At 59.5% G+C, this 20,032-nt stretch carries 18 protein-coding genes; 14 read left to right on the top strand and 4 right to left on the bottom strand.

The features are described from left to right. Nucleotides 1-10: 10 nt before the first annotated feature. From PG888_RS05155 to PG888_RS05185, 7 genes are all read left to right on the top strand, one after another. Nucleotides 11-865, top strand: coding sequence for an enoyl-CoA hydratase-related protein (locus PG888_RS05155; RefSeq protein ID WP_182939551.1), 855 nt, complete (start codon nucleotides 11-13; stop codon nucleotides 863-865). 109 nt (nucleotides 866-974) lie between these two features. Continuing rightward, on the top strand, nucleotides 975-2,945 hold the full coding sequence (locus PG888_RS05160) for an acetyl/propionyl/methylcrotonyl-CoA carboxylase subunit alpha (RefSeq protein ID WP_182939550.1): 1,971 nt from the start codon (nucleotides 975-977) through the stop codon (nucleotides 2,943-2,945). After that, complete coding sequence (locus tag PG888_RS05165) at nucleotides 2,942-3,910, top strand: hydroxymethylglutaryl-CoA lyase (RefSeq protein WP_182939549.1); 969 nt, start codon at nucleotides 2,942-2,944, stop codon at nucleotides 3,908-3,910. The genes PG888_RS05160 and PG888_RS05165 overlap by 4 nt, the downstream gene beginning before the upstream one ends. 2 nt (nucleotides 3,911-3,912) lie before the next feature. Beyond that, nucleotides 3,913-4,323 (top strand): MerR family transcriptional regulator, encoded by a 411-nt coding sequence (locus PG888_RS05170; protein ID WP_075112978.1) that lies wholly within the window; start codon nucleotides 3,913-3,915, stop codon nucleotides 4,321-4,323. 36 nt (nucleotides 4,324-4,359) lie between these two features. Then, a complete protein-coding gene (locus tag PG888_RS05175; RefSeq protein WP_182939548.1) occupies nucleotides 4,360-5,121 on the top strand; it encodes a substrate-binding periplasmic protein in 762 nt (253 codons plus the stop codon). A gap of 52 nt (nucleotides 5,122-5,173) precedes the next feature. After that, nucleotides 5,174-8,194, top strand: a complete 3,021-nt coding sequence (locus PG888_RS05180; RefSeq protein ID WP_270692897.1) for a DUF748 domain-containing protein — start codon at nucleotides 5,174-5,176, stop codon at nucleotides 8,192-8,194. A 225-nt stretch (nucleotides 8,195-8,419) separates the two neighbouring features. After that, the gene (locus tag PG888_RS05185) at nucleotides 8,420-9,016 is read left to right on the top strand and encodes an acetate uptake transporter (RefSeq protein ID WP_042062716.1); all 597 of its coding nucleotides are present in this window, start codon (nucleotides 8,420-8,422) and stop codon (nucleotides 9,014-9,016) included. An 80-nt stretch (nucleotides 9,017-9,096) separates the two neighbouring features. On the opposite strand, the gene PG888_RS05190 is transcribed toward PG888_RS05185, so the two are convergent. Both PG888_RS05190 and PG888_RS05195 read right to left on the bottom strand, forming a co-directional pair. Next, the gene (locus tag PG888_RS05190; protein WP_232093657.1) at nucleotides 9,097-9,864 is read right to left on the bottom strand and encodes a zinc-dependent peptidase; all 768 of its coding nucleotides are present in this window, start codon (nucleotides 9,862-9,864) and stop codon (nucleotides 9,097-9,099) included. A gap of 70 nt (nucleotides 9,865-9,934) precedes the next feature. Then, nucleotides 9,935-10,372: a GNAT family N-acetyltransferase gene (locus PG888_RS05195; RefSeq protein WP_182939545.1), complete on the bottom strand. Its 438-nt coding sequence runs from the start codon at nucleotides 10,370-10,372 to the stop codon at nucleotides 9,935-9,937. Nucleotides 10,373-10,720: 348 nt separating this feature from the next. Between PG888_RS05195 and PG888_RS05200 the strand changes: the two genes are divergently transcribed. Further along, nucleotides 10,721-12,220, top strand: a complete 1,500-nt coding sequence (locus tag PG888_RS05200) for an alanine/glycine:cation symporter family protein (RefSeq protein WP_042062719.1) — start codon at nucleotides 10,721-10,723, stop codon at nucleotides 12,218-12,220. 70 nt (nucleotides 12,221-12,290) lie between these two features. Here the strand turns inward: PG888_RS05200 and PG888_RS05205 are convergent, their stop codons facing one another. Further along, entirely contained in the window at nucleotides 12,291-13,097 is an 807-nt protein-coding gene (locus tag PG888_RS05205; RefSeq protein WP_075111897.1) for a crotonase/enoyl-CoA hydratase family protein, read from the bottom strand. Nucleotides 13,098-13,265: 168 nt separating this feature from the next. Between PG888_RS05205 and PG888_RS05210 the strand changes: the two genes are divergently transcribed. The 6 genes from PG888_RS05210 to PG888_RS05235 all read left to right on the top strand — a co-directional run bounded on the left by PG888_RS05210 (nucleotide 13,266) and on the right by PG888_RS05235 (nucleotide 19,825). After that, the gene (locus tag PG888_RS05210) at nucleotides 13,266-15,053 is read left to right on the top strand and encodes a putative nucleotidyltransferase substrate binding domain-containing protein (RefSeq protein WP_182939544.1); all 1,788 of its coding nucleotides are present in this window, start codon (nucleotides 13,266-13,268) and stop codon (nucleotides 15,051-15,053) included. Between the two features lie 2 nt (nucleotides 15,054-15,055). Beyond that, entirely contained in the window at nucleotides 15,056-15,682 is a 627-nt protein-coding gene (locus PG888_RS05215; RefSeq protein WP_182939543.1) for a 3'-5' exonuclease, read from the top strand. Nucleotides 15,683-15,787: 105 nt separating this feature from the next. Further along, entirely contained in the window at nucleotides 15,788-16,099 is a 312-nt protein-coding gene (locus tag PG888_RS05220) for a DUF485 domain-containing protein (protein WP_005336970.1), read from the top strand. An 11-nt stretch (nucleotides 16,100-16,110) separates the two neighbouring features. After that, entirely contained in the window at nucleotides 16,111-17,763 is a 1,653-nt protein-coding gene (locus PG888_RS05225) for a cation acetate symporter (RefSeq protein ID WP_182939735.1), read from the top strand. An 888-nt stretch (nucleotides 17,764-18,651) separates the two neighbouring features. After that, complete coding sequence (locus tag PG888_RS05230) at nucleotides 18,652-19,014, top strand: helix-turn-helix domain-containing protein (protein WP_182939542.1); 363 nt, start codon at nucleotides 18,652-18,654, stop codon at nucleotides 19,012-19,014. A 457-nt stretch (nucleotides 19,015-19,471) separates the two neighbouring features. Beyond that, on the top strand, nucleotides 19,472-19,825 hold the full coding sequence (locus PG888_RS05235) for a hypothetical protein (protein ID WP_182939541.1): 354 nt from the start codon (nucleotides 19,472-19,474) through the stop codon (nucleotides 19,823-19,825). Here the strand turns inward: PG888_RS05235 and PG888_RS05240 are convergent. Then, a complete protein-coding gene (locus tag PG888_RS05240; protein ID WP_182939540.1) occupies nucleotides 19,822-20,025 on the bottom strand; it encodes a hypothetical protein in 204 nt (67 codons plus the stop codon). The genes PG888_RS05235 and PG888_RS05240 overlap by 4 nt on opposite strands. Nucleotides 20,026-20,032 lie beyond the last annotated feature (7 nt).

Raw genomic sequence — 20,032 nt, forward strand, 5'->3', positions numbered from 1 at the left:
GAGCAAACCTATGTCAGATCCACTCACTTCCTCAGCACTTGGCTCTTCAACACAGGGCCCGTTTCGGCTTGAACGGCATGGCCCGCTGGCCGAGCTGGTGCTGTCGCGCCCGGCCCGCCACAACGCCTTTGATGCCGACCTGATGCTGGGGCTGCTCGACTGCCTCGATGATCTGGCCCATCTCCATGGTCATGATCTCGCCGAACGCCCTCACGCCCTGCTGCTGCGGGCCGAGGGCAAACACTTTTGCGCGGGCGCCGATCTCAACTGGATGCGCAATCTGGCCCACACCGATTTCGAGCACAATCGCGAAGACGCCCGAGTACTGGCGCGGCTGATGCAGACCCTCGACGAGCTCCCCTTCCCCACGCTGGCGCTGGTGCAAGGGGCAGCCTATGGCGGAGCGCTGGGGCTGATCTGTGCCTGCGATCTGGTGCTGGCCAGCGACGATGCCCGCTTCTGTCTCTCCGAGGTGAGCCTGGGCCTGGTGCCTGCGGTGATCAGCCCCTACGTGGTACGCACCATGGGGATGCGTCAGGCGCGCCGCTACATGCTCAGTGCCGAGCCGTTCGATGCCATCACCGCCTGTCGGCTCAATGTGGCGCATCAACTCTGCAAACCGGATCAGCTGCTGGCGGAGGGGCGGGCGCAAGCCCTGCGTCTGTGCCGCAACGGGCCGGAGGCGATGAAAGAGACCAAACGGCTGCTGGCGGCCATAGAGGCCCACCCTTCCCGCCTGCATGAAGAGAAAACCGTCGAGACTATCGCCCGGGTGCGGGTCGGTCTCGAAGCTCAGGAGGGGATGCAAGCCTTCTTCGACAAACGCCCTCCCGCCTGGCGCCCCCGTTTCAAGGATGAGACATGACCCATCACACCCCGATTAATGGTCTGCTGATCGCCAACCACGGCGAATATAACCGGAGTGCGGATCAACACGCTTCGTACTTGTGCGCCTTGAACAACAGGGAGCCAAAATGACTCATCACACTTCGATTAGACGCCTGCTGATCGCTAATCGCGGCGAAATTGCCGTGCGCATCATCAAGACGGCGAAACGCCTCGGCATCCACACCATCGCCCTCTACTCCGATGCCGACGCCCATGCCATGCACACCCGTCTGGCCGATGAGGCCTGGCATCTGGGGCCCGCACCAGCCAGAGAGAGCTATCTGGACACCGGCAAGGTGCTGAAGATTGCCAAAGAGACGCGCGCCGATGCTATCCATCCCGGTTACGGCTTTCTGTCAGAAAACAGCGATTTTGCCACCGCCTGCGAACAGCGCGGCCTGCGCTTTGTCGGTCCAAGCGGCGCCGCCATTCTCGCCATGGGCGACAAATCGGGCGCCAAGGCGCTGATGCAGGCCGCCGGTGTACCTGTGTTGCCCGGCTATCACGGTACGGATCAGCGGCCAGACTTTTTACGCGATCAGGCGAGCCAGATTGGCTTCCCGCTGCTTATCAAGGCCTCCAGTGGCGGCGGTGGCAAGGGGATGCGCCGGGTCGATCAGCTGGCTGACTTTGACGAGTCGCTGGCGGCAGTCAAACGGGAGGCCAAGGCCGCCTTTGGCGACGATCGGGTACTGCTGGAGCGCTATCTGCCCCATGCTCGTCACGTGGAGGTACAGGTCTTTGCCGATAGCCTCGGCAACGCCATCTATCTGGGGGACAGGGACTGCTCCTTGCAGCGACGCCATCAGAAGGTGATCGAAGAGGCGCCCGCCCCCGATATTCCTCCGGCTCTGCGGCGCGCCATGGGGGATGCAGCCGTGGCCGCTGCCAAAGCCATCCACTATCAGGGGGCGGGCACCATCGAGTTCCTGCTGTGCGGGGAGGAGTTCTTCTTTATGGAGATGAACACCCGGCTGCAGGTAGAACATCCGGTCACCGAAGCGGTGACCGGGCAAGATCTGGTGGCCTGGCAGCTGGCCGTGGCCGAAGGCAAGCCGCTGCCACTCACCCAGGATGAGGTGGTGCTGCGCGGCCATGCTGTGGAGGCGCGCCTCTACGCCGAGGATGTGGCGGCCGGTTTTCTGCCCGCCAGCGGCCCCATCCACTGGCTCCACTGGCCCGTTGGCGTGCGCATCGACACCGGCGTTACCTCTGGTGATGAGGTCAGCCCCTATTACGATCCCATGATCGCCAAGCTGATCGCCCACGGCCAGAGCCGCGCCGAGGCGTTCGCCCAACTGGCCGATGCGCTTGCTGCGCTGGATCTTGGCCCGCTGGTGCACAACGGCCCGCTGCTGCTGCGCCTGTGTGAAGAGCCTGACGTCTTGGCCATGGGCCACCATACCCAGTGGCCCATCCCCACCGAACCACAACCCATTCCTGAGTTCGCCTGGCCGCTGGCGACCCTCTGGCTGGCGAGCCGTCCTGCGGGCAACTCCCCCTGGCAGCAAGCCTGCGGATTTCGGCTGGGGCCGGATCGCTGCTGGACGGCAGCGGTGCGCATCGGTGATGAGCGCCGGGTATTGACCCTTCACGATCATGACGGTCAGTTTGGGTGGCAAGGGGAGACCTGTTGCTACCAAAAAGGCGATGACCATATCCGGCTGCAACAGGGGGGCTGCTGGCAGCAGATCCCCATTCAGACGGTCGCAGGCTCGGAGGCAACCTTCATCATGACCTTGGCGGGCCAGCGCATCCGCTTCACGGCCGATGATCAGCAACACAGTCACCACCATGATCAGGTAAACGATAAGGCGCAGGGCGCCATCGCCCCCATGCACGGCATCGTGGTGGCCGTGCTGGTCGAACCCGGCCAAACGGTCAGCAAGGGGCAACCCCTGCTGGTGTTGGAAGCGATGAAGATGGAGCACCAGTTGCGCGCAGAGCGAGACGGGGTAATTGAGGCCCTGCAGTGCAAGCAGGGCGAGCAGGTGAGCCAGGGGGCCGTGCTGGTACGCTTTGCCGAAGAGATAGCCATACAGGAGGATCACCCATGAACCGATCACAGGACGTCCGTGACGACAGGGTCAGTCTGGTGGAGATGGGGCCGCGAGATGGCCTGCAAAATGAAGCCAGCCCGCTGGCACTGATCCAGCGGCTGGAGCTGATCCAGCGACTGGCCGACAGCGGCCTGCAGCGCATCGAGGTGGGCGCCTTTGTCTCTGCCAAAAAGGTACCGCAGATGGCGGACTCCGCAGCACTTTTTCAGGCACTGCCGCGCAAGGGATCGACCCGTTACGGCGCCCTGGTGCCCAATCTGCAAGGCTTGCAGGCCGCCATCGCCGCCCGCGCCGACGAGATTGGCCTCTTCACCGCCTGCTCCGACGGTTTTACTCGCGCCAATATCGGCATCAGCGTGGAGGAGTCGCTGGTGCGCTTCGCCCCGCTGGTGCAGGAGGCGCGCAGCCTCGGCATCAAGGTGCGCGGTTACCTCTCCACCGTCATCGCCTGCCCGTTCGATGGCCCGACCCGCCCGAAACGGGTCGCCGCCATGGCCGAGCAACTGCTGGATCTAGGCTGCCACGAAATTTCGCTGGGAGACACCATCGGCGTCGGCACCCCGGGCACGGTGGCGCCCATGCTGGATGCGGTGCTGCACGAGATCCCGGCAGGGCGACTCGCGGTCCATTTTCACGACACCTACGGCCAGGGTCTGGCCAACCTGCTACCCGCGCTGGAGCGTGGTATTCGCACCATCGACTGCTCGGTGGCGGGCCTTGGCGGCTGCCCCTATGCACCGGGCGCCTCTGGCAATGTGGCGTCAGAGGAGGTGGTCTACCTGCTGCATGGCCTTGGCATGACGACGGGGGTGGATCTCGACAAACTGGCGGCCACCGGCCAGTGGGTCAGCGAGCAGCTTGGTCGCCCCAACGGCTCGCGAGTCGGTCAGGCCCTGCACGCCAATGCCGAGCGGCTGCGTGCCCGCCTCTGCCAGCCACTCGCCCACCCACAGGAGTCATGACCATGTCCCGTTCCCTGCCCGGCAAGGAGATCACCTACAGCATTTCGGAATTGGCTCACGAGTTCGATGTCACGCCGCGCACTATCCGCTATTACGAGGACGAAGGGCTGCTCACCCCGCTGCGGGAGGGGCAAACCCGCATCTACAACCACCGGGACAAGATCCGGCTCAAGTTGACCCTGCGCGGCAAACGGCTGGGGTTTAGCCTGGCCGAGATCCGCGAGCTGTTCGAGATGTATGACACCGACCGCTCGAGCAAAACCCAGCTCCACTCCATGATCCAGCTGATCGAGGAAAAGCGCGGCGCCCTGCTCCAGCAACTGGAAGATATCCAGATGGTGATGACCGAACTGGAGGCGGCGGAACAGCGCTGTGTTAATTCCCTTAACAGCTTGAAAAGCGGCGCAGATTAACCGAATCTGGGAACAAGCTATTGCCCTGGGGATCCCATGAAATATTGGTGCTGGTTTCTGCTCTTGTTCAGCCTGTCTGGCTGGAGCCATCCCCTCATCAAGGTTGGCGGTTACCCCTATGCCCCCTTCGTGGTCAAGCTCTCCGATTCCCACTATGAAGGGCTGACCCTGGATCTCATCGACCAGCTCAACGAGATCCAGCAGGAGGTGAAATTTATCTTTGTGCCCACCTCGGCCGCCAATCGCTACAAGGCGCTCGATCTGGGCCGCTTCTCGCTGATGCTGTTTGAAGACAGCAAATGGGGCTGGCAAACCGACAAGTTGAAGATGACAGCCCCCTTTCTCGGCGGTGGCGAAGTCTATGTGGCACTGCGGAAAACGGGCCGGGATCAACACTTTTTCGATGATCCCTCCCAGCACCACCTTATCGGGGTGACCGGCTATCACTACGGCGTCGGCCAGTTCAATGCCGATCCCGTCTACCTGCAGCGCAAGCTCAATATCACCCTGGTCAAGGACAACATCAGTGCCCTGCAAGCCCTGCTCAAAGGGCGCGGTGAGGTGGCCATTATCAACGTCTCTTACCTTAACCAGTATCTGCTGGCCCATCCCGGCACCGCTGAACAGCTGCTGATCTCGCAAAAATGGGATCAGCATTATCAGCACCGCGCCATTCTCCACCCCGCGGCCCCCATTACCCCTGCCCAGCTGGAACAGTGGCTGGCAGCGCTGCAACAAAAGGGTGAACTGGATCGCCTTTGGACAAAGTACGGCGTACAACAGCACGCAACCCCATGATTACTATCCAGCTTTTCTGTACCATGGCGGGAACCAAATGGGAGTGCACCAAATGAACACCACCGAGCCCGCGTCCCCCAAGCCCCGCTTGCTGCGCTACCTTGCCTACGCTTTCCTGCTGTTTCTTATCCTGATCATCCTGCTGCTATGGCAGACCCCTCGTCTGATCCAGCGCTATCTGCCCGGCTGGCTGGCCGAGCATTACGGTCTGCAGCTGACGCTGGGGGAGATTGACGTAGGACTGCGCAACCCTTCTCTCACCCTCGGCAAGACTGCCCTGCTCGATGCCAAACAGCAGCCCATCATCCGTTTTGAGCAGCTCTTTATCAGCCCCGACCTGCAAGCCAGTTGGCAGCAGAAAGGGGTCGTGCTTTCCGCCGTCACCCTGACCAAACCCGTGGTGCTGCTGCAATGGCTGGCCGACAAAACAGGGGACGTTCGACTCAATCTGACCGATGCGCTGGCCACCCTGCTCGCTCCTGCGCCCTCCCCGGAGCCCGAGACAACGAGCACCCCGCTGCTGGTTGACATCGCCAGCATCGCTGTCACTGACGGGCATGTGCGCTATCAGGATCAGCGCAAGGAGAGCGAACCCGGCTGGCTGCCGCCCCTCAATCTGGAAAAAGTGACCCTTAAGCTCGATAACCTGCGCACCGAGGCAAACCATCCGACCGCCTATCAGCTGAGCGCCGCCATCAACGGCAACAGCAGCCTCGCCGCTCACGGCAAGCTCGATGTGATGAGCGGTATGGGTCAGGGCAAGGTGAGCCTCAAGCAGGTCGAGCTTAAACCCTTTGCCCCGCTCTGGGCCCCCTACCTCAAGCTGGATCTGGCCAAGGGCCACGCCAATGCAGAGGTGGAATACCAGCTCAAAGAGGGCAAGCAAGAAGTGCAGTGGCAATTGTCAAAAGGCAAGCTGACGCTGGATAACTGGCAGCTTAAAAAACGCAAGGGCGACGAGTTTGCCCGCTTCAGCCAGCTGGCCCTGAGCGAATTGGCGGTCGATGGCCAGAAACAATCGCTGCAGATCGGTAAGGTGACCCTGCAACAACCCCTGCTCAAGGCCACCCTCAACGCACAGCAAGAGCTGGATCTGGCGGATCTGCTCATTGCACAGGCCCCCGCCAAACCCGTTAAAGGGGCCAACGCCGCAAACGAGGTAGCCAAAAGTGCGGATCCCAAGTCGGCACAACAAGCAAAGGCAGCCGGTAACGGCAAGAAACACGCGGCAGACACACCCTGGCAGTGGCAGATCAGGCAGATCGCCATCGACAAGGGCGATCTCACCCTTACCGAATCGAGCAGCGGCAAACCGCTGGCACGCCAGTTCTCCGGCCTCAAGCTGGCGCTGGGGCCACTGAGTAGCAAGGGAGAGCAACCGAGTAAACTGACTCTGGCCACCCACTTCAACCAGAGCAGTCCCCTCACCTTTGATGGCCAACTGACCCTGACCCCTTTCGCCCTGAGCGGCGACATCAACCAGCAGGGGCTGCCCCTGACGCTGGCGCAACCCTATCTGGCCGATCTGGTGCGCATCAAGGTGCAAAACGGGCTGCTGAGCAGCAAGACCCGACTTGATCTCGCCACCAGCGCCCAGGGGGATCTCAGCAAGCTGACCCTGCAAGGGGGGCTCGATGTCAACGGGCTCAAGGTGGTCGATCGGGCAGACAATCAGCGGCTGCTGGAGTTCAACACCCTGGCTCTCACCGGTCTGACGTACGACGGCATCAGCCAGCAGATGCGGATCAAGGAGATAGCCCTGCACAAACCCTTCGCCCGCATTGAAATCCACGAGGATGGCACCACCAACCTGCAACAACTGCTGTTGCCACAACCGGCGGCGACCAACAGCACTCAAGCGGCTGCAGGCAGCAAGACGAGCACTGGCAGCAAGGGCCCCGACTTTCGCTTCACCATCGACCAGTTGCGTACCGAGCAGGGCAACCTGCGCTTTGCCGATCGCAGCCTGAGTCAGGATTTCGTGGCCGATATCGCCTCGCTGGGCGGCCAGAGCCGTCATATCAGCAATATTCCGGGGCAACGCTCCGATCTCGCTTTCAACGGCAAGGTGGATCGCTATGCGCCGGTGACCATCCGCGGCGGCACCAACCTGCTGGTCGCCAACCCGCTCCTCGACATCGCGGTGGCCTTCCACAATCTGGAGCTCACCACCTTTACCCCCTACTCGGGCACCTATGCCGGTTATGCCATCGACAAGGGCCAGCTCTCCATGAAGCTGCACTACAAGCTGGAGGGCAACCGGCTGGAGGGGGATAACGACATCACCATCAAGAAGCTGCAGCTGGGCGAGAAGATCAAGAGTGAGCAAGCCAAAGATCTGCCGCTGGGGCTGGCCATCGCCCTGCTGAGCGATGCCAACGGGGTAATACAGATGAACCTCAAGGTGAAGGGGGATCTCGATCAACCGGACTTCAGCATCGGCAATATCTTCTGGGATGTGCTGGGCAACACCCTGAGCAAGGCGATCACCTCCCCCTTCTCCCTGCTCGCCTCGCTGGCCGATGGCACCGACGATCTGGACGAACTCCCCTTCCTGCCGGGGGATCCCGATCTCACCCCCACCCAGCAGGAGAAACTGGTCAAGCTGGCGCAAGCCCTCAAAGATAGACCCAAGCTCAGCATGAATATTCGCGGCAAGGTTAACTTCAACGAGGAGCGCCCCATCCTGCAACGGCAAAAGCTGGAGCGGGTACTGGCCAAACTGACTGGCAATCAGGCGGATCTCGACCTGCTGGAACAGGACCCCGCCCTGCAAGAGGCGCTGGCCCAGGCCTATGAAGAGCGCTTTGGTGAAGATCTGGAAGATCTGGCCGATCGGCTCCATCTGGATGAAGAGAGCGCGGCACTGCGGGCCCAGGCGGTGATCCTGCTGCGGGATCAGCAGCTCATCACCGCCAAATCCCTGCGCAATCTCGCCATGCGCCGGGCGCAAAATACCAAGGAGTTTCTGGTCGACAGCCAGGGGATCACCCCGGAGCGGCTGTTCGTGCTCGACAGCCAGGTCAAGGAAGAGGACAAGGAAGCCAAAGTGATCCTGACGCTGGATCAGTAACGCCGCCGCACTGCGCAAAAGCGTAATAAAAATACAACCCCTCAACTATTTTGACACCTTTTGCTCACCAAACAGCCTGCTTTGGTGAGCATTTGGCCTCTGATGCAAATAATCACGTAGTTTTTTTACGATTTATCCCCCTTGCCCCCTTGCGGGCGCGCCACAGCCTGCCTAAAATCGCGCGTCTTTTGTTAACCCCCCACCTCTATTTTTGGAGAACGCCACGTGAGCGAAAAATTGGCCAACCCTGCCCCTCTGGGTCTGATGGGTTTCGGTATGACCACCATCCTGCTGAACATCCATAACGCAGGTTTCTTCCCCATCAGCGCCATGATCCTGGCCATGGGCCTGTGCTACGGCGGTATGGCCCAGATCGTCGCGGGTATCATGGAATACAAGCGTGGCAACACCTTCGGTGTGACCGCCTTTATCTCCTACGGTTTCTTCTGGTTGAGCCTGGTGTTCCTGCTGGTGATGCCGACCATGGGGCTGGCCGAAGCCACCCCGCACGCCTACATGGGCTGGTATCTGCTGCTGTGGGGTGTCTTCACCCTGTTCATGCTGGTCGGCACTGTCAACTACCCGCGTGCCAAGCAGTTCGTGTTCGCCTCCCTGACCGTGCTGTTCTTCCTGCTGGCCGCCCGTGACTTCACCGGCAGCACCCTGATCGGCACCATCGCCGGTTTCGAAGGCATCATCTGTGGCGCCAGCGCCATCTACCTGGCCATGGCCACCGTGATCAACGAGCAGTTCGGCCGCACCGTGATGCCGATCGGCGATCACAAGAAAGCCGCCGCCGTACAGCTGAAAGCCGCTGCCTGATAGGCAAGCCATTCAGATAGTAAAAAAGCACCCTCGGGTGCTTTTTTGCTTTCTACGATGCTGTATTTGCTGCTCAGGATTCACAACAACCGACTATCTCCCTCTCCGGCTAATAGACGGGTTGGCGGAAAACGACTCGCCGGATCCTGACCAAACAGCAGGCTCAGCTGACGGTAAACCTCGGGATAGACACTACGAAGCCGCAGCGGATCAGTAAAGAAGCACTCGCAGCTGACGGCAAAAAACTCGGCGGGATGTTCGGCAGCATAGGGATCGATGGCGGTCACTTCGTCCCGATCGAGCTGCTGGCACAGCGCATCGAAGGCGGTCTGAAAGGCCTGTTGCCACAGCTGGCTGCTCATCGACCCCGGCAACGGCGGCGTGCCGTCCGCCTCACCACCCAGCATGTCGAGCTTGTGGGCCAACTCGTGGATCACCAGATTAAAGCCATCCCAGTCGCCATCCTGCTGCAGCTCGCTCCAGGCCAGCACCAACGGCCCTTGCGGCCAGGATTCACCGGCGTTCTCCTCTTCAACTTCGCTCACCAGCCCAAATTCATCCTGCACCTCCTGGCGCCGCGTGACAGGTTCGGGAATGATGATGATTTCGTGAAAGCCGCGATACCAGTCAAGGCCGAGGTGCAAGATGGGCAACGCCGCCTGCAGCGCCAGCACCGCCTGTTGACGGAGGCTGAGCGCTACCCCGATCAGGGTCAGGGTCTTGCGCCTGAGCAGCTGTTGCCCCAACCCGATAAGCGTCGTCTGCTCGGTGTCGCTGAGCCCTTGCAAGATAGGCACTGCCGCCAGCGCCTGACGCCACAGAGCCAACTCATCCTCACTCATGGGCATTTGCGGGCGACCACCCAGCCATTTAAACCATCCCAGCACGCCTACTCCTTCTTTTGATGCAAAAAACAGGTCACAGCAGTTTGACGAACCGTTTCGGCCGCTCCTGATAATCCTGCGCCAGATAGAAACGGTGAGCAGCCTCGCGCTTAAGGCTGCTGGAGAGCTCCAGCTGGGCGCAACCTGCGGCACGCGCCATCTGTTCGGCTTGCTTGAGCAAGGCCGCGCCCACTCCCGCCCCTCTTGCCCCTTCATCGACAACCAGCGCCGAGATCAGGCCCCATGCTGGTGCAACATGCAGCGGTGCCAGCCTGTGCCACACCAACACGCCGACCACCTTGTCAGCCAGGGAGGCGAGCAGCACAACGCTGGCGGGATCCGGCGCCAACAGGCACGCCGTCACGTCACAACCTTCGGCAGGATACCCCAATTGGCTGAACAGGTGGGCGACTGCGCTCCCGTCGTCGGCCTCAGGGGGACGGATCGTCAATGTGTCAGAGGTATCTTTCATTGTTGGCCTCATGTTTGCTTTCCATTGTGTTACGCCCGTCACATTGCTCGGCGCAGATCAACAAGGAGGATCTCATCTTTACTCATAGAAAACGCTGCCTGCCATTATCCACCCACCCTTGTCAATTCACAAATTTGCAACAAAACGACATTTTTAGCTGGGAAGCACCGATACAACTCGATATGTTACAAGCCATGCATGGCGCGCCTTTGCGCTCTGCTTAACCCCTCAACCCCGTGCTCGTTTGTTAACTGGATTGTTAACAGTCAGGGCCGAAAACAGTGACAGAGAGCGAGGCCAAGATCTCGCCAAGACAGCGCCACAAACACAACAAAGGAGTTGTTGTACATGAATGAAATCGTCAATGCCATCAATGGTGTAATCTGGAGCCCTGCGCTCATCTACCTGTGTCTGGGGGTCGGTCTTTACTTCTCCCTGCGCACCCGTTTTTTGCAACTGCGTCATATCAAAGAGATGGTGCGGCTGATGTTTGATGGCAAGAGCACCGATGCCGGTGTCTCTTCCTTCCAGGCGCTGGCCATGACTCTGGCCGGTCGCGTGGGTACCGGTAACATCGCGGGTGTGGCTACCGCCATCACCTTCGGTGGCCCGGGCGCCCTGTTCTGGATGTGGATGGTGGCCTTCCTCGGCGCCAGCTCCGCTTTCGTGGAGTCCACTCTGGGTCAGGTCTACAAGGAGAAGATCAACGGTGAGTACCGTGGCGGCCCGGCCTTCTACATCGAGAAAGGGCTTGGCATGAAGTGGTATGCCTGGACCTTCGCCATCGCCACCATCTTCGCCTGCGGCGTGCTGCTGCCGGGGGTGCAGGCCAACTCCATCGGTTCCAGCCTGCAAACCGCCTTTGATATCGATCCGAACGTCACCGCCGCCGGTCTGGCGCTGCTGCTCGGCTTTATCATCTTCGGCGGTGTCAAGCGTATCGCCAGCTTCGCCAGTACCGTGGTGCCCTTTATGGCGCTCGGCTACATCATCGTGGCTTGCGTCATCATCGCCCTCAACATCTCTGCCCTGCCGGGCGTGATCCTGCTGATCTGGAAGAGCGCCTTCGGTATGGATGCCGGTTTCGGTGCCATTCTGGGTCTGGCCATCATGTGGGGTGTGAAGCGCGGGGTCTACTCCAACGAAGCGGGTCAGGGTACCGGGCCGCACGCCTCCTCTGCTGCGGCAGTAAGCCACCCGGCCAAGCAGGGTCTGGTGCAGGCGTTCTCCGTCTATATCGACACCCTGTTCGTCTGCTCCGCCACCGGCTTTATGCTGCTGATCACCGGCCTTTATAACGTACAAGGGCCGGACGGCGCCGCCCTCTACACAGGTATTGCCGGTATCGCTGCGGGCCCGGGCTATGTGCAGACCGCCATGGAGAGCATGATGCCGGGCTTTGGCAGCATTTTCGTGGCGATCGCGCTGTTCTTCTTCGCGTTCACCACCATCGTTGCCTACTACTATATCGCCGAAACCAACATCGCCTACATCAACCGCAAGATAAATCGCCCCTGGCTCACCTTCTTGCTGAAGATTGCGCTGATGGCCGCCACTGTCTACGGCACCGTCAAGACGGCGGATCTGGCGTGGGGCATGGGTGATATCGGGGTCGGCCTGATGGCATGGCTCAACATCATCGCCATCCTGCTGCTGCAAAAAACTGCCTTCACCTGCCTGAAGGATTACGAGGCGCAACAGGCGCAAGGGCTGGATCCGGTGTTCCACCCGGAGAAGCTCGGCATCAAGAACGCCGATTACTGGGTGGGCAAACGCTCCGAAGAGAATTTGGAGCTGGAGAAATCCGGTCACCCGTTCGAACCGGATCAGGATCGCAAGATCTCCTGAACCTGAACGACATAAGACATCAATAAAGATGGCAGCCTCGGCTGCCATTTCTTTTTCCTATCACCTCATCTCAAAGCGGATTGCGGCGTGGCCCGAAGGGCAGACGCCAGCGAAACAGGCTGTTAAAGGTAGCTCGCCACTGATTGGGGCGCCCCAGAATCTGCTTTTGCAGGCGGGTCTCCTCTTTGAGCATCGCCTCGTCACTGCGGGCCCAGGCCTGGCTGTAGAGCTGCTTGATCCCCGCCAGCGCATCCGGCGACTTGGTGATGAGGGTGCGGGCAAACTCCCGCGCCTCCACCAGCGGATCGGCGCAGACCCGGCTCACCATCCCGAGGGATTTCGCCTCGACGGCATCCAGCTCGCGCCCGCTCATGGCCAGCTCCATGGCGGTATCCAGCCCCATCAGGTTGCGCATGGTGACGCTGCCACTCATGTCGGGAATGATGCCCCACTTGATCTCCATCACCGAGAAGCGGCAATCGGGGGTGCTGAAGCGAAAATCGGCGCCGAGGGCAATCTGCAGACCACCGCCAAAACAGACCCCCTGGGTCACCGCAATCACCGGCACCGGCAGTTGATGCCAGCCATAGGCGACCCGCTGGGCCAGATTGGTCGCTTCGTCCGCTTCGCGCTTGAGAATATCGAGCGCCGCTACCGGCTGTCTCAGCATGGATTTCACATCCAGTCCGGCGCAGAAGGCCCGCCCCTCGCCGTGCAGGATCACCGCCCGCAACCCCTTGTGCTGAGCAAGTTGCGTCAGCGTCTCGTCGATGGCGCTGAACATGGCGCGGTCCAGCGCATTGAGTTTATCCCCCCGCGTCAGCATCACTTCGGCAATCCCGTCGTGGATCTCGCACTTGATCCTTGGTTTTTCCATCTCCCTTGTCCTCTCCTTGATCCCTGAAACTGACTCACTGGTCATACCACCACGTTATCAGAGTGTTATCATCCGGTACAGCTGAGACTAAAGTCGGCTGGCCGCCTCCCCCTCCCTTTGTCACACTGGGCGCAGGATCAGTGCCGCAAGCCAGCAGAGGACGCTGTCATGTCAACCCTGTTCAATTTTGCCAGACCACCGTTCGACCGACTGGGCGATGAGGCGCGCGAGCGGCTCTCCCGTCACCTCTCGCTCTGCTATTTTCGGGCAGGGGATCTGCTGCTCAAGGAGGGGGACGAGCCTCCCGGCCTCTATCTCATCATCAAGGGGGCAGTGGAAGAGTCGGCCCCTCACCACCAGTTTGGTGATTACGGGGTTGATGATCTGTTCGATGTGCGCGCCCAATTTGACGGCCGCTGCCGCCACCGCTTCACCGCGCTGGAAGATAGCCTCTGCCAGCTCATTCCTCGCCACACCTTTCTGGCGCTCTGTGAGCAGGATCCGCAGTTTGCCAGCTACTTCACCGCCAATCTGGCCGAGCGCCAGCAACAGCAGGAACAACGCGAGCAACTGGGCCAGAAGAATCTGGCGGAATTTATCCTGACCCGCATCGAGCTCGGTCATCTGCAACCACCGCTCATCGTCGACAGCAAGCTGTCACTGCTGGCGGCGACCGAAGCCATGGTGAACAAGGGGACCGATTGCCTGCTCTACCCCGCCCACGATGGCTCCCTCACGCTGGCAACCCGCAAGACCTTGCTCCACGCGTTGACTCTCAAGGGATTGCCGCTGACGGCGCCCCTCTCGGTACTGACCCCCACCCCGCTGATTGGTCTGCCGCTGGAGAGCTATCTGTTTGATGCCCTGCTGCTGATGACCCGCCATCGCATCAAGCGGCTGGTGGTGTGGCGTGGCAACGAGGTGGCGGGCATTTTGCAACTGACTCAGGTGCTGGGACTCTTCTCGACCCACTCCCATGTGCTGACCTTGCGCATCGCCCGCGCCGACAGCCTGCCGGCACTGGAGGCGGTGGCCCGCGAACAGCAACAATTGACCCGTTCGCTGTTTGCCCAGGGGATCCACACCGCCTTTTTGATGAAGCTGATCGCCACCATCAACGAACAGCTGATCGCCAAAGCCTTTGCGCTGGTGATCTCCCCCGAGGTGCAGGATAACGTCTGCCTGCTGATGCTGGGCTCGGAGGGGCGCGGCGAGCAGATCCTCAAAACCGATCAGGACAACGCCCTGATCCTGCCAGAAGGGCTGACATGGCCCACCCAAGCCGCGGATCTGGCCGAATTCAGCGCCCTGCTGGAGCGACTAGGCTACCCCCTCTGCCCCGGGCAGGTGATGGTGAACAATCCGGCCTGGGTAAAAACGGGCAGCGAGTGGCAACAAGCCATTGCCAGCGCCTGCACCACGGCGAAAGAGGATGAGCTGCTCTGGCTCGCCACCCTTGCCGATGCCCACCCCATCGCGGGAGATCGCCAGCTGCATCTGCCTGTTGCCCGAGCACTGCGCGAGCAGCTGGCAGACAGGCGGGATCTGCTGGCAGAGATGGTGCGACCGGCGGTGGCTTTTCATGCCCCGCTCACCCTGTTTGGCCGACTGGAGCAGCCACCGGAAGGGCTGGATCTGAAGCGGGGCGGCCTGTTCCCGCTGGTACACGGTATCCGCATGCTGGCCATTGAGGGGGGAATAATGGAGACCTCGACCCTGGGGCGCATCGATGCACTGGTGGCCGCCGAGCGGCTCAGTGCCGACTATGGCAGCAATCTGGCGGAGGCGTTTCGGCTCTTTATCCGGCTGAGGCTGCGCAGCCAGCTCAAGGGGGGCAACAGTCGGGTGCAGACACAGGATCTCAGCCACAGCGAGCGGGATCTGCTGCGTCAGGCGCTGCATCAGGTGAAGAAGTTCCAGCAGTGGCTCACCTTGCACTTTCGTCTGAGACAATAACCATGTTGAGCCGCGCTCGACGCTACTGGTATGGCCGCGCGTTCCGAACGGGCGAGTTCGCGCCGCTGTTTGCCACCCCACCGGATGATGAACGGATCGCCCTCGATTTCGAGACCACCAGTCTCGATCCCGAGCAGGCCGAGATCGTCTCCATCGGGGCGGTGCGCATTCAGGGCAACCGGCTGCTGACTGGCGAGGCGCTCGCCATCAAGGTACAGCCACCGGCCAGCCTGACCGGCCAATCGGTGGTGATCCACGGCCTGCGCCATCAGGATCTGCAACAGGGGATGAGGCTGGAAGCCGCGCTGCGCCTGCTTCTGGCCTTTATCGGCCCGCGTGAACTGGTGGGCTATCACATCGCCTACGACCTGCGTATTCTCAATCTCGCCTGCCAGAAATTGTGGGGATTAACCCTGCCCCAACGAGGGATCGAGGTGAGCCAGCTCTATCACGACCACCTCTATCGCCGCTATCCCGATGCGGCCATCGACCTGCACTTGAGTGCCATTTGCCGTCACTTGGCGCTGCCCCCCCTGCCCGCCCACGATGCTCTTGCCGATGCCACCACGGCCGCGCTCATCTACCTGCGCCTGACCTGCGGCTCGCCGCTGGCTTATCCCAAAGTCTAATTGCCCACAAATAACATTTAATTCACATTTTGCTTACATGAGCAGGTCCCCTGCTCGTCGGGGTTACCCCATCCACCGCTGACACTTATGTCATGGAGAACTGCAATGGAACAGCAAAGCTACCTGAGGATCCAGCAAGATCCCAACTTCCAGGAGCTGGTCGCCAAGCGCCAGCGTTTTGCCTGGGCCCTCTCGGCTCTGATGCTGGGACTCTACCTGGCGTTTATTCTGCTCATCGCCTTTGCCCCCGGTTGGCTCGGCACCCCGCTCAGTGACAGCACCACCGTCACCCGTGGCATTCCGGTCGGGGTGGGACTGATCCTCTCCTCCTTCGTGTTGACCGGCATCTATGTGTTTCGGGCCAACGGCGAGTTTGACGAGCTGAATCAGAAGATCCTCAAGGGAGTGCAGTCATGAGCGCAAAAAGCATGAAAGGCAACTTGCTGCTGTTGGCCTCACTGGCTTCTTCACCCCTGTTGGCCGCCGATGCGATAAGTGGCGAGGTACAACGCCAACCCCTCAATGTGTCGGCCATCGTGATGTTTGTGGTCTTTGTGGCCGCGACCCTGTTCATCACCTATTGGGCTTCCAAGCGCAACCGCTCGGCCTCGGATTACTATGCGGCCGGTGGTCGTATCACCGGCTTCCAGAACGGTCTGGCCATCGCCGGTGACTATATGTCCGCCGCCTCTTTCCTCGGGATCTCCGCGCTGGTCTACACCTCCGGCTACGATGGTCTGATTTACTCCATCGGTTTTCTGGTGGGCTGGCCCATCATTCTGTTCCTGATCGCAGAGCGGCTGCGTAACCTCGGCAAATACACCTTCGCCGATGTCGCCTCCTATCGCCTCAAGCAGACTGAAGTGCGCACCCTCTCCGCCTGCGGTTCGCTGGTGGTGGTCGCCCTCTACCTGATCGCCCAGATGGTCGGTGCCGGCAAACTGATCGAGCTGTTGTTCGGCCTGCAATATCACGTTGCCGTGGTGCTGGTCGGTATCCTGATGGTGCTCTACGTGCTGTTTGGCGGCATGCTGGCCACCACCTGGGTACAGATCATCAAGGCGGTGATGCTGCTCTCCGGTGCCAGCTTCATGGCCATCATGGTCATGAAATCGGTCAACTTCGATATCGGCGCCCTGTTTAGCGAAGCGGTCAAGGTGCACGAGAAAGGGATCGCCATCATGAGTCCGGGTGGTCTGGTTGCTGACCCCATCTCCGCCATCTCGCTCGGTCTGGCATTGATGTTCGGTACCGCCGGCTTGCCCCATATCCTGATGCGTTTCTTCACCGTGAGTGACGCCAAGGAAGCGCGCAAGAGCGTCTTCTTCGCCACCGGCTTTATCGGTTACTTCTACATCCTCACCTTCATCATCGGCTTTGGCGCTATCCTGCTGGTCAGTACCAATCCGGCCTTCAAGGATGCTACTGGCGCGCTGCTGGGCGGCACCAACATGGCAGCGATCCACTTGGCCAATGCAGTGGGTGGCAGCCTGTTCCTCGGCTTCATCTCTGCCGTGGCGTTTGCCACCATTCTGGCGGTGGTTGCCGGGCTGACCCTGGCGGGTGCCTCTGCGGTTTCCCATGACCTCTATGCCAGCGTGCTGAAGAAGGGCAAGGCCAACGAGACCGATGAACTGCGCGTCTCCAAGTACACCACTGTAGTATTGGGTGTGGTGGCCATTGGTCTGGGGATCCTGTTCGAGAAGCAGAACATCGCCTTCATGGTGGGTCTGGCCTTCTCCATCGCCGCCAGCTGCAACTTCCCGGTGCTGTTCCTCTCCATGTTCTGGTCACGCCTGACCACTCGTGGCGCCGTCTACGGTGGCTGGCTGGGACTGGTGAGCGCGGTGACCCTGATGATTCTGGGCCCGACCGTGTGGGTGAAAGTGCTGGGCCATGCCCAGGCTATCTTCCCCTACGAATACCCGGCCCTCTTCTCCATGGGCTTGGCCTTCGCCGGGATCTGGTTCTTCTCCATCACCGACAGCTCCCAGAACGCCGCTGATGAGCATGCCAAGTTCCTGCCGCAGTTCGTTCGTTCACAAACCGGGCTGGGTGCCTCTGGCGCCACCTCCCACTGATGATGGGATGACACACGCAAGCCGGCCTCGTGCCGGCTTTTTTCATGGTGGATCCCTCTACAGCCAAATACGCATCTGACCGATCCAGATCACAGTTCTTGCTAAAACTTTTTGGGGATCTGTGCCATAATGCGCGCCATTTGACAGACCAACCGGGACACTTATCTTGTTAAGCAGCAATAACACTATCAATTAAGCTGCATCCCGCGAAAGCCGCGCCACTCCTGTGTTTTTCCTCGTTTTTTCCATCACGCCACCACTCAACACCACCTCATTTACCCGCAAAACCCCTCTCGATTTGCCCCAAAATTGCCCCAAGAATGCAGCCCAACCACTCGACCAAATCGCAGGCATAGAAAAGCCCGCTCAATGGCGGGCCAATCCGAACCGGCTGCATCACTTATGAAGCAGCGTTCAGCTCATCGCGAAGTCTTTCAAGAATGCGCGCGATTTTCTCTTCCTCCACCCTTGTCAGGTCAAAAGTCTCAAGAACGTGTTCTAGCTCAGTTAATGAATCCATCCGGTCTGGTCCCCGCTTATCTGCTCTCAGTCTCTCGACTGTGAAATACTGTATACCCATACAGTACCAAAGCGAATTTACCACTTTTTGAAGACCGAGTGGAGCACTATCTTTGCTCACCACTCCCACCCATATCAGTTCAGAAAACAAACCCCGTACTCTATTGCTCGTCATACAACCGCTACACTCCGTCATTACAGGTGATGCGCGGTGATCTCGTTGTGCGTTCTACTCGTTATTATTCACCTACAATTTACATGACCCGCATGTGCCATTACTGAGCAATTGCACTATGTGCGTCCCAGATATGGGACAAAGACAAAAACATGATCCAGAGCACGGTTGGCCACCACGGATAAGGAATGCCTATGAAGCGGTATCTGACCAGCTCCAGCCTCGAGTATGTTCATCGCACCAAAAAGAAGGTGCGCTCGCTGATGGTCGAGCGAAAACTCAGCCAGACCAAGATCAGCAGGCTGACCACCATCCCCCGATCCAGCCTCAGTAGATGGCTATCGCCACACCACGACGACTTCATGGGGCTGGCCGAGGCTGTCATGGTCTCAACGGCGATGGGGCTCTCCGTCCAGGCAATTCTGGCGGACCCGGATTGGAGCGTGTCAGATGATGAACATATGGGGTTAATCAACCGCGCAGCGCGACTACCGAAGCCGCATCTGGCATCGATGCTGAACTGCTACGCTGAGATTCTTGGTGTGCGAGTTGGATAGCTTCGCTGCGAATTGCAGCAAGCAAATCATCGGCAAGCCGGCGCTCAGTCTGCGACAGGTCGAGATGAAGAAGCATATCTTCGAGGGAGTAGATGTTGGCAAGAATGGTCATCGTGAAAACTCCATAACACAAATTACCGCCGCGCGTGGATAGGCCACTTGCAGGCAGTTGTTTAAAGGTTATGGTTCACGTCTGGCGCACAGGTGGCGTCATAATTAAGTAAATTAGGTACTGCTCACCACAACCAAAAAAGGCAATCTCCAGGTTATGGTTTTAAAAAAACACTCATCCGAGCGGCATCATTCGATGCCCGTGCACATTACGCCTACCTACCACATCTCGTCAATAGACACTAACAAACAAAAACACCTTGCCAGCATCGTGATCTGTGTCATTGATGAGTGGAAGCAAACGAGACAGAATTAGTGCTTCGCAGATAACACAAGGAATTTTTTGATGCGCTCAATCATTGCAATCGCAACGTCACTACTTATCTTTTCCAGCGCTGCATCAGCAGAATGTATCGGGTCTGGCAGCCTAAAAACCTGCTATGACGATAACGGCAATACTTATACAGTGCAAAAGTTTGGCAATTCAACATATGTAGATGGCCAGAACGCCAGAACTGGATCGACATGGAGCCAGCAAAGCCAGAAGCTTGGCAATAGCACTTACACTACAGGGCAAGATGCTGATGGGAACTCATGGAATAGCACAGCCACAAAGATGGGCAGCACCACCATAATCAACGGAACTGATAGCGAAGGCGATTCATTTTCAACCACTTGCAATGAGTATGGCTGCTATTAAATCAGCTGAGCAATTGCCATAACAGCAAATCCAACCAGGACAAAGAAAAAGCTGAATGCCATAAAGTCATCCAGATCGCTCCGGCTGGATTTGCTAAAACACCAACACCCTGCGGCAAAGGGTATCAGCGCCATGGTAAAGCTAAAGCTGAACGCCTTGAGCGCCACCACCATCATTATCAACGCAAACAGTATCCACATGGTCAGG

Origin of the sequence: Aeromonas sp. QDB23, assembly GCF_027707745.1 — a bacterium.
In the GTDB taxonomy this organism is placed as follows: domain Bacteria; phylum Pseudomonadota; class Gammaproteobacteria; order Enterobacterales; family Aeromonadaceae; genus Aeromonas; species Aeromonas allosaccharophila.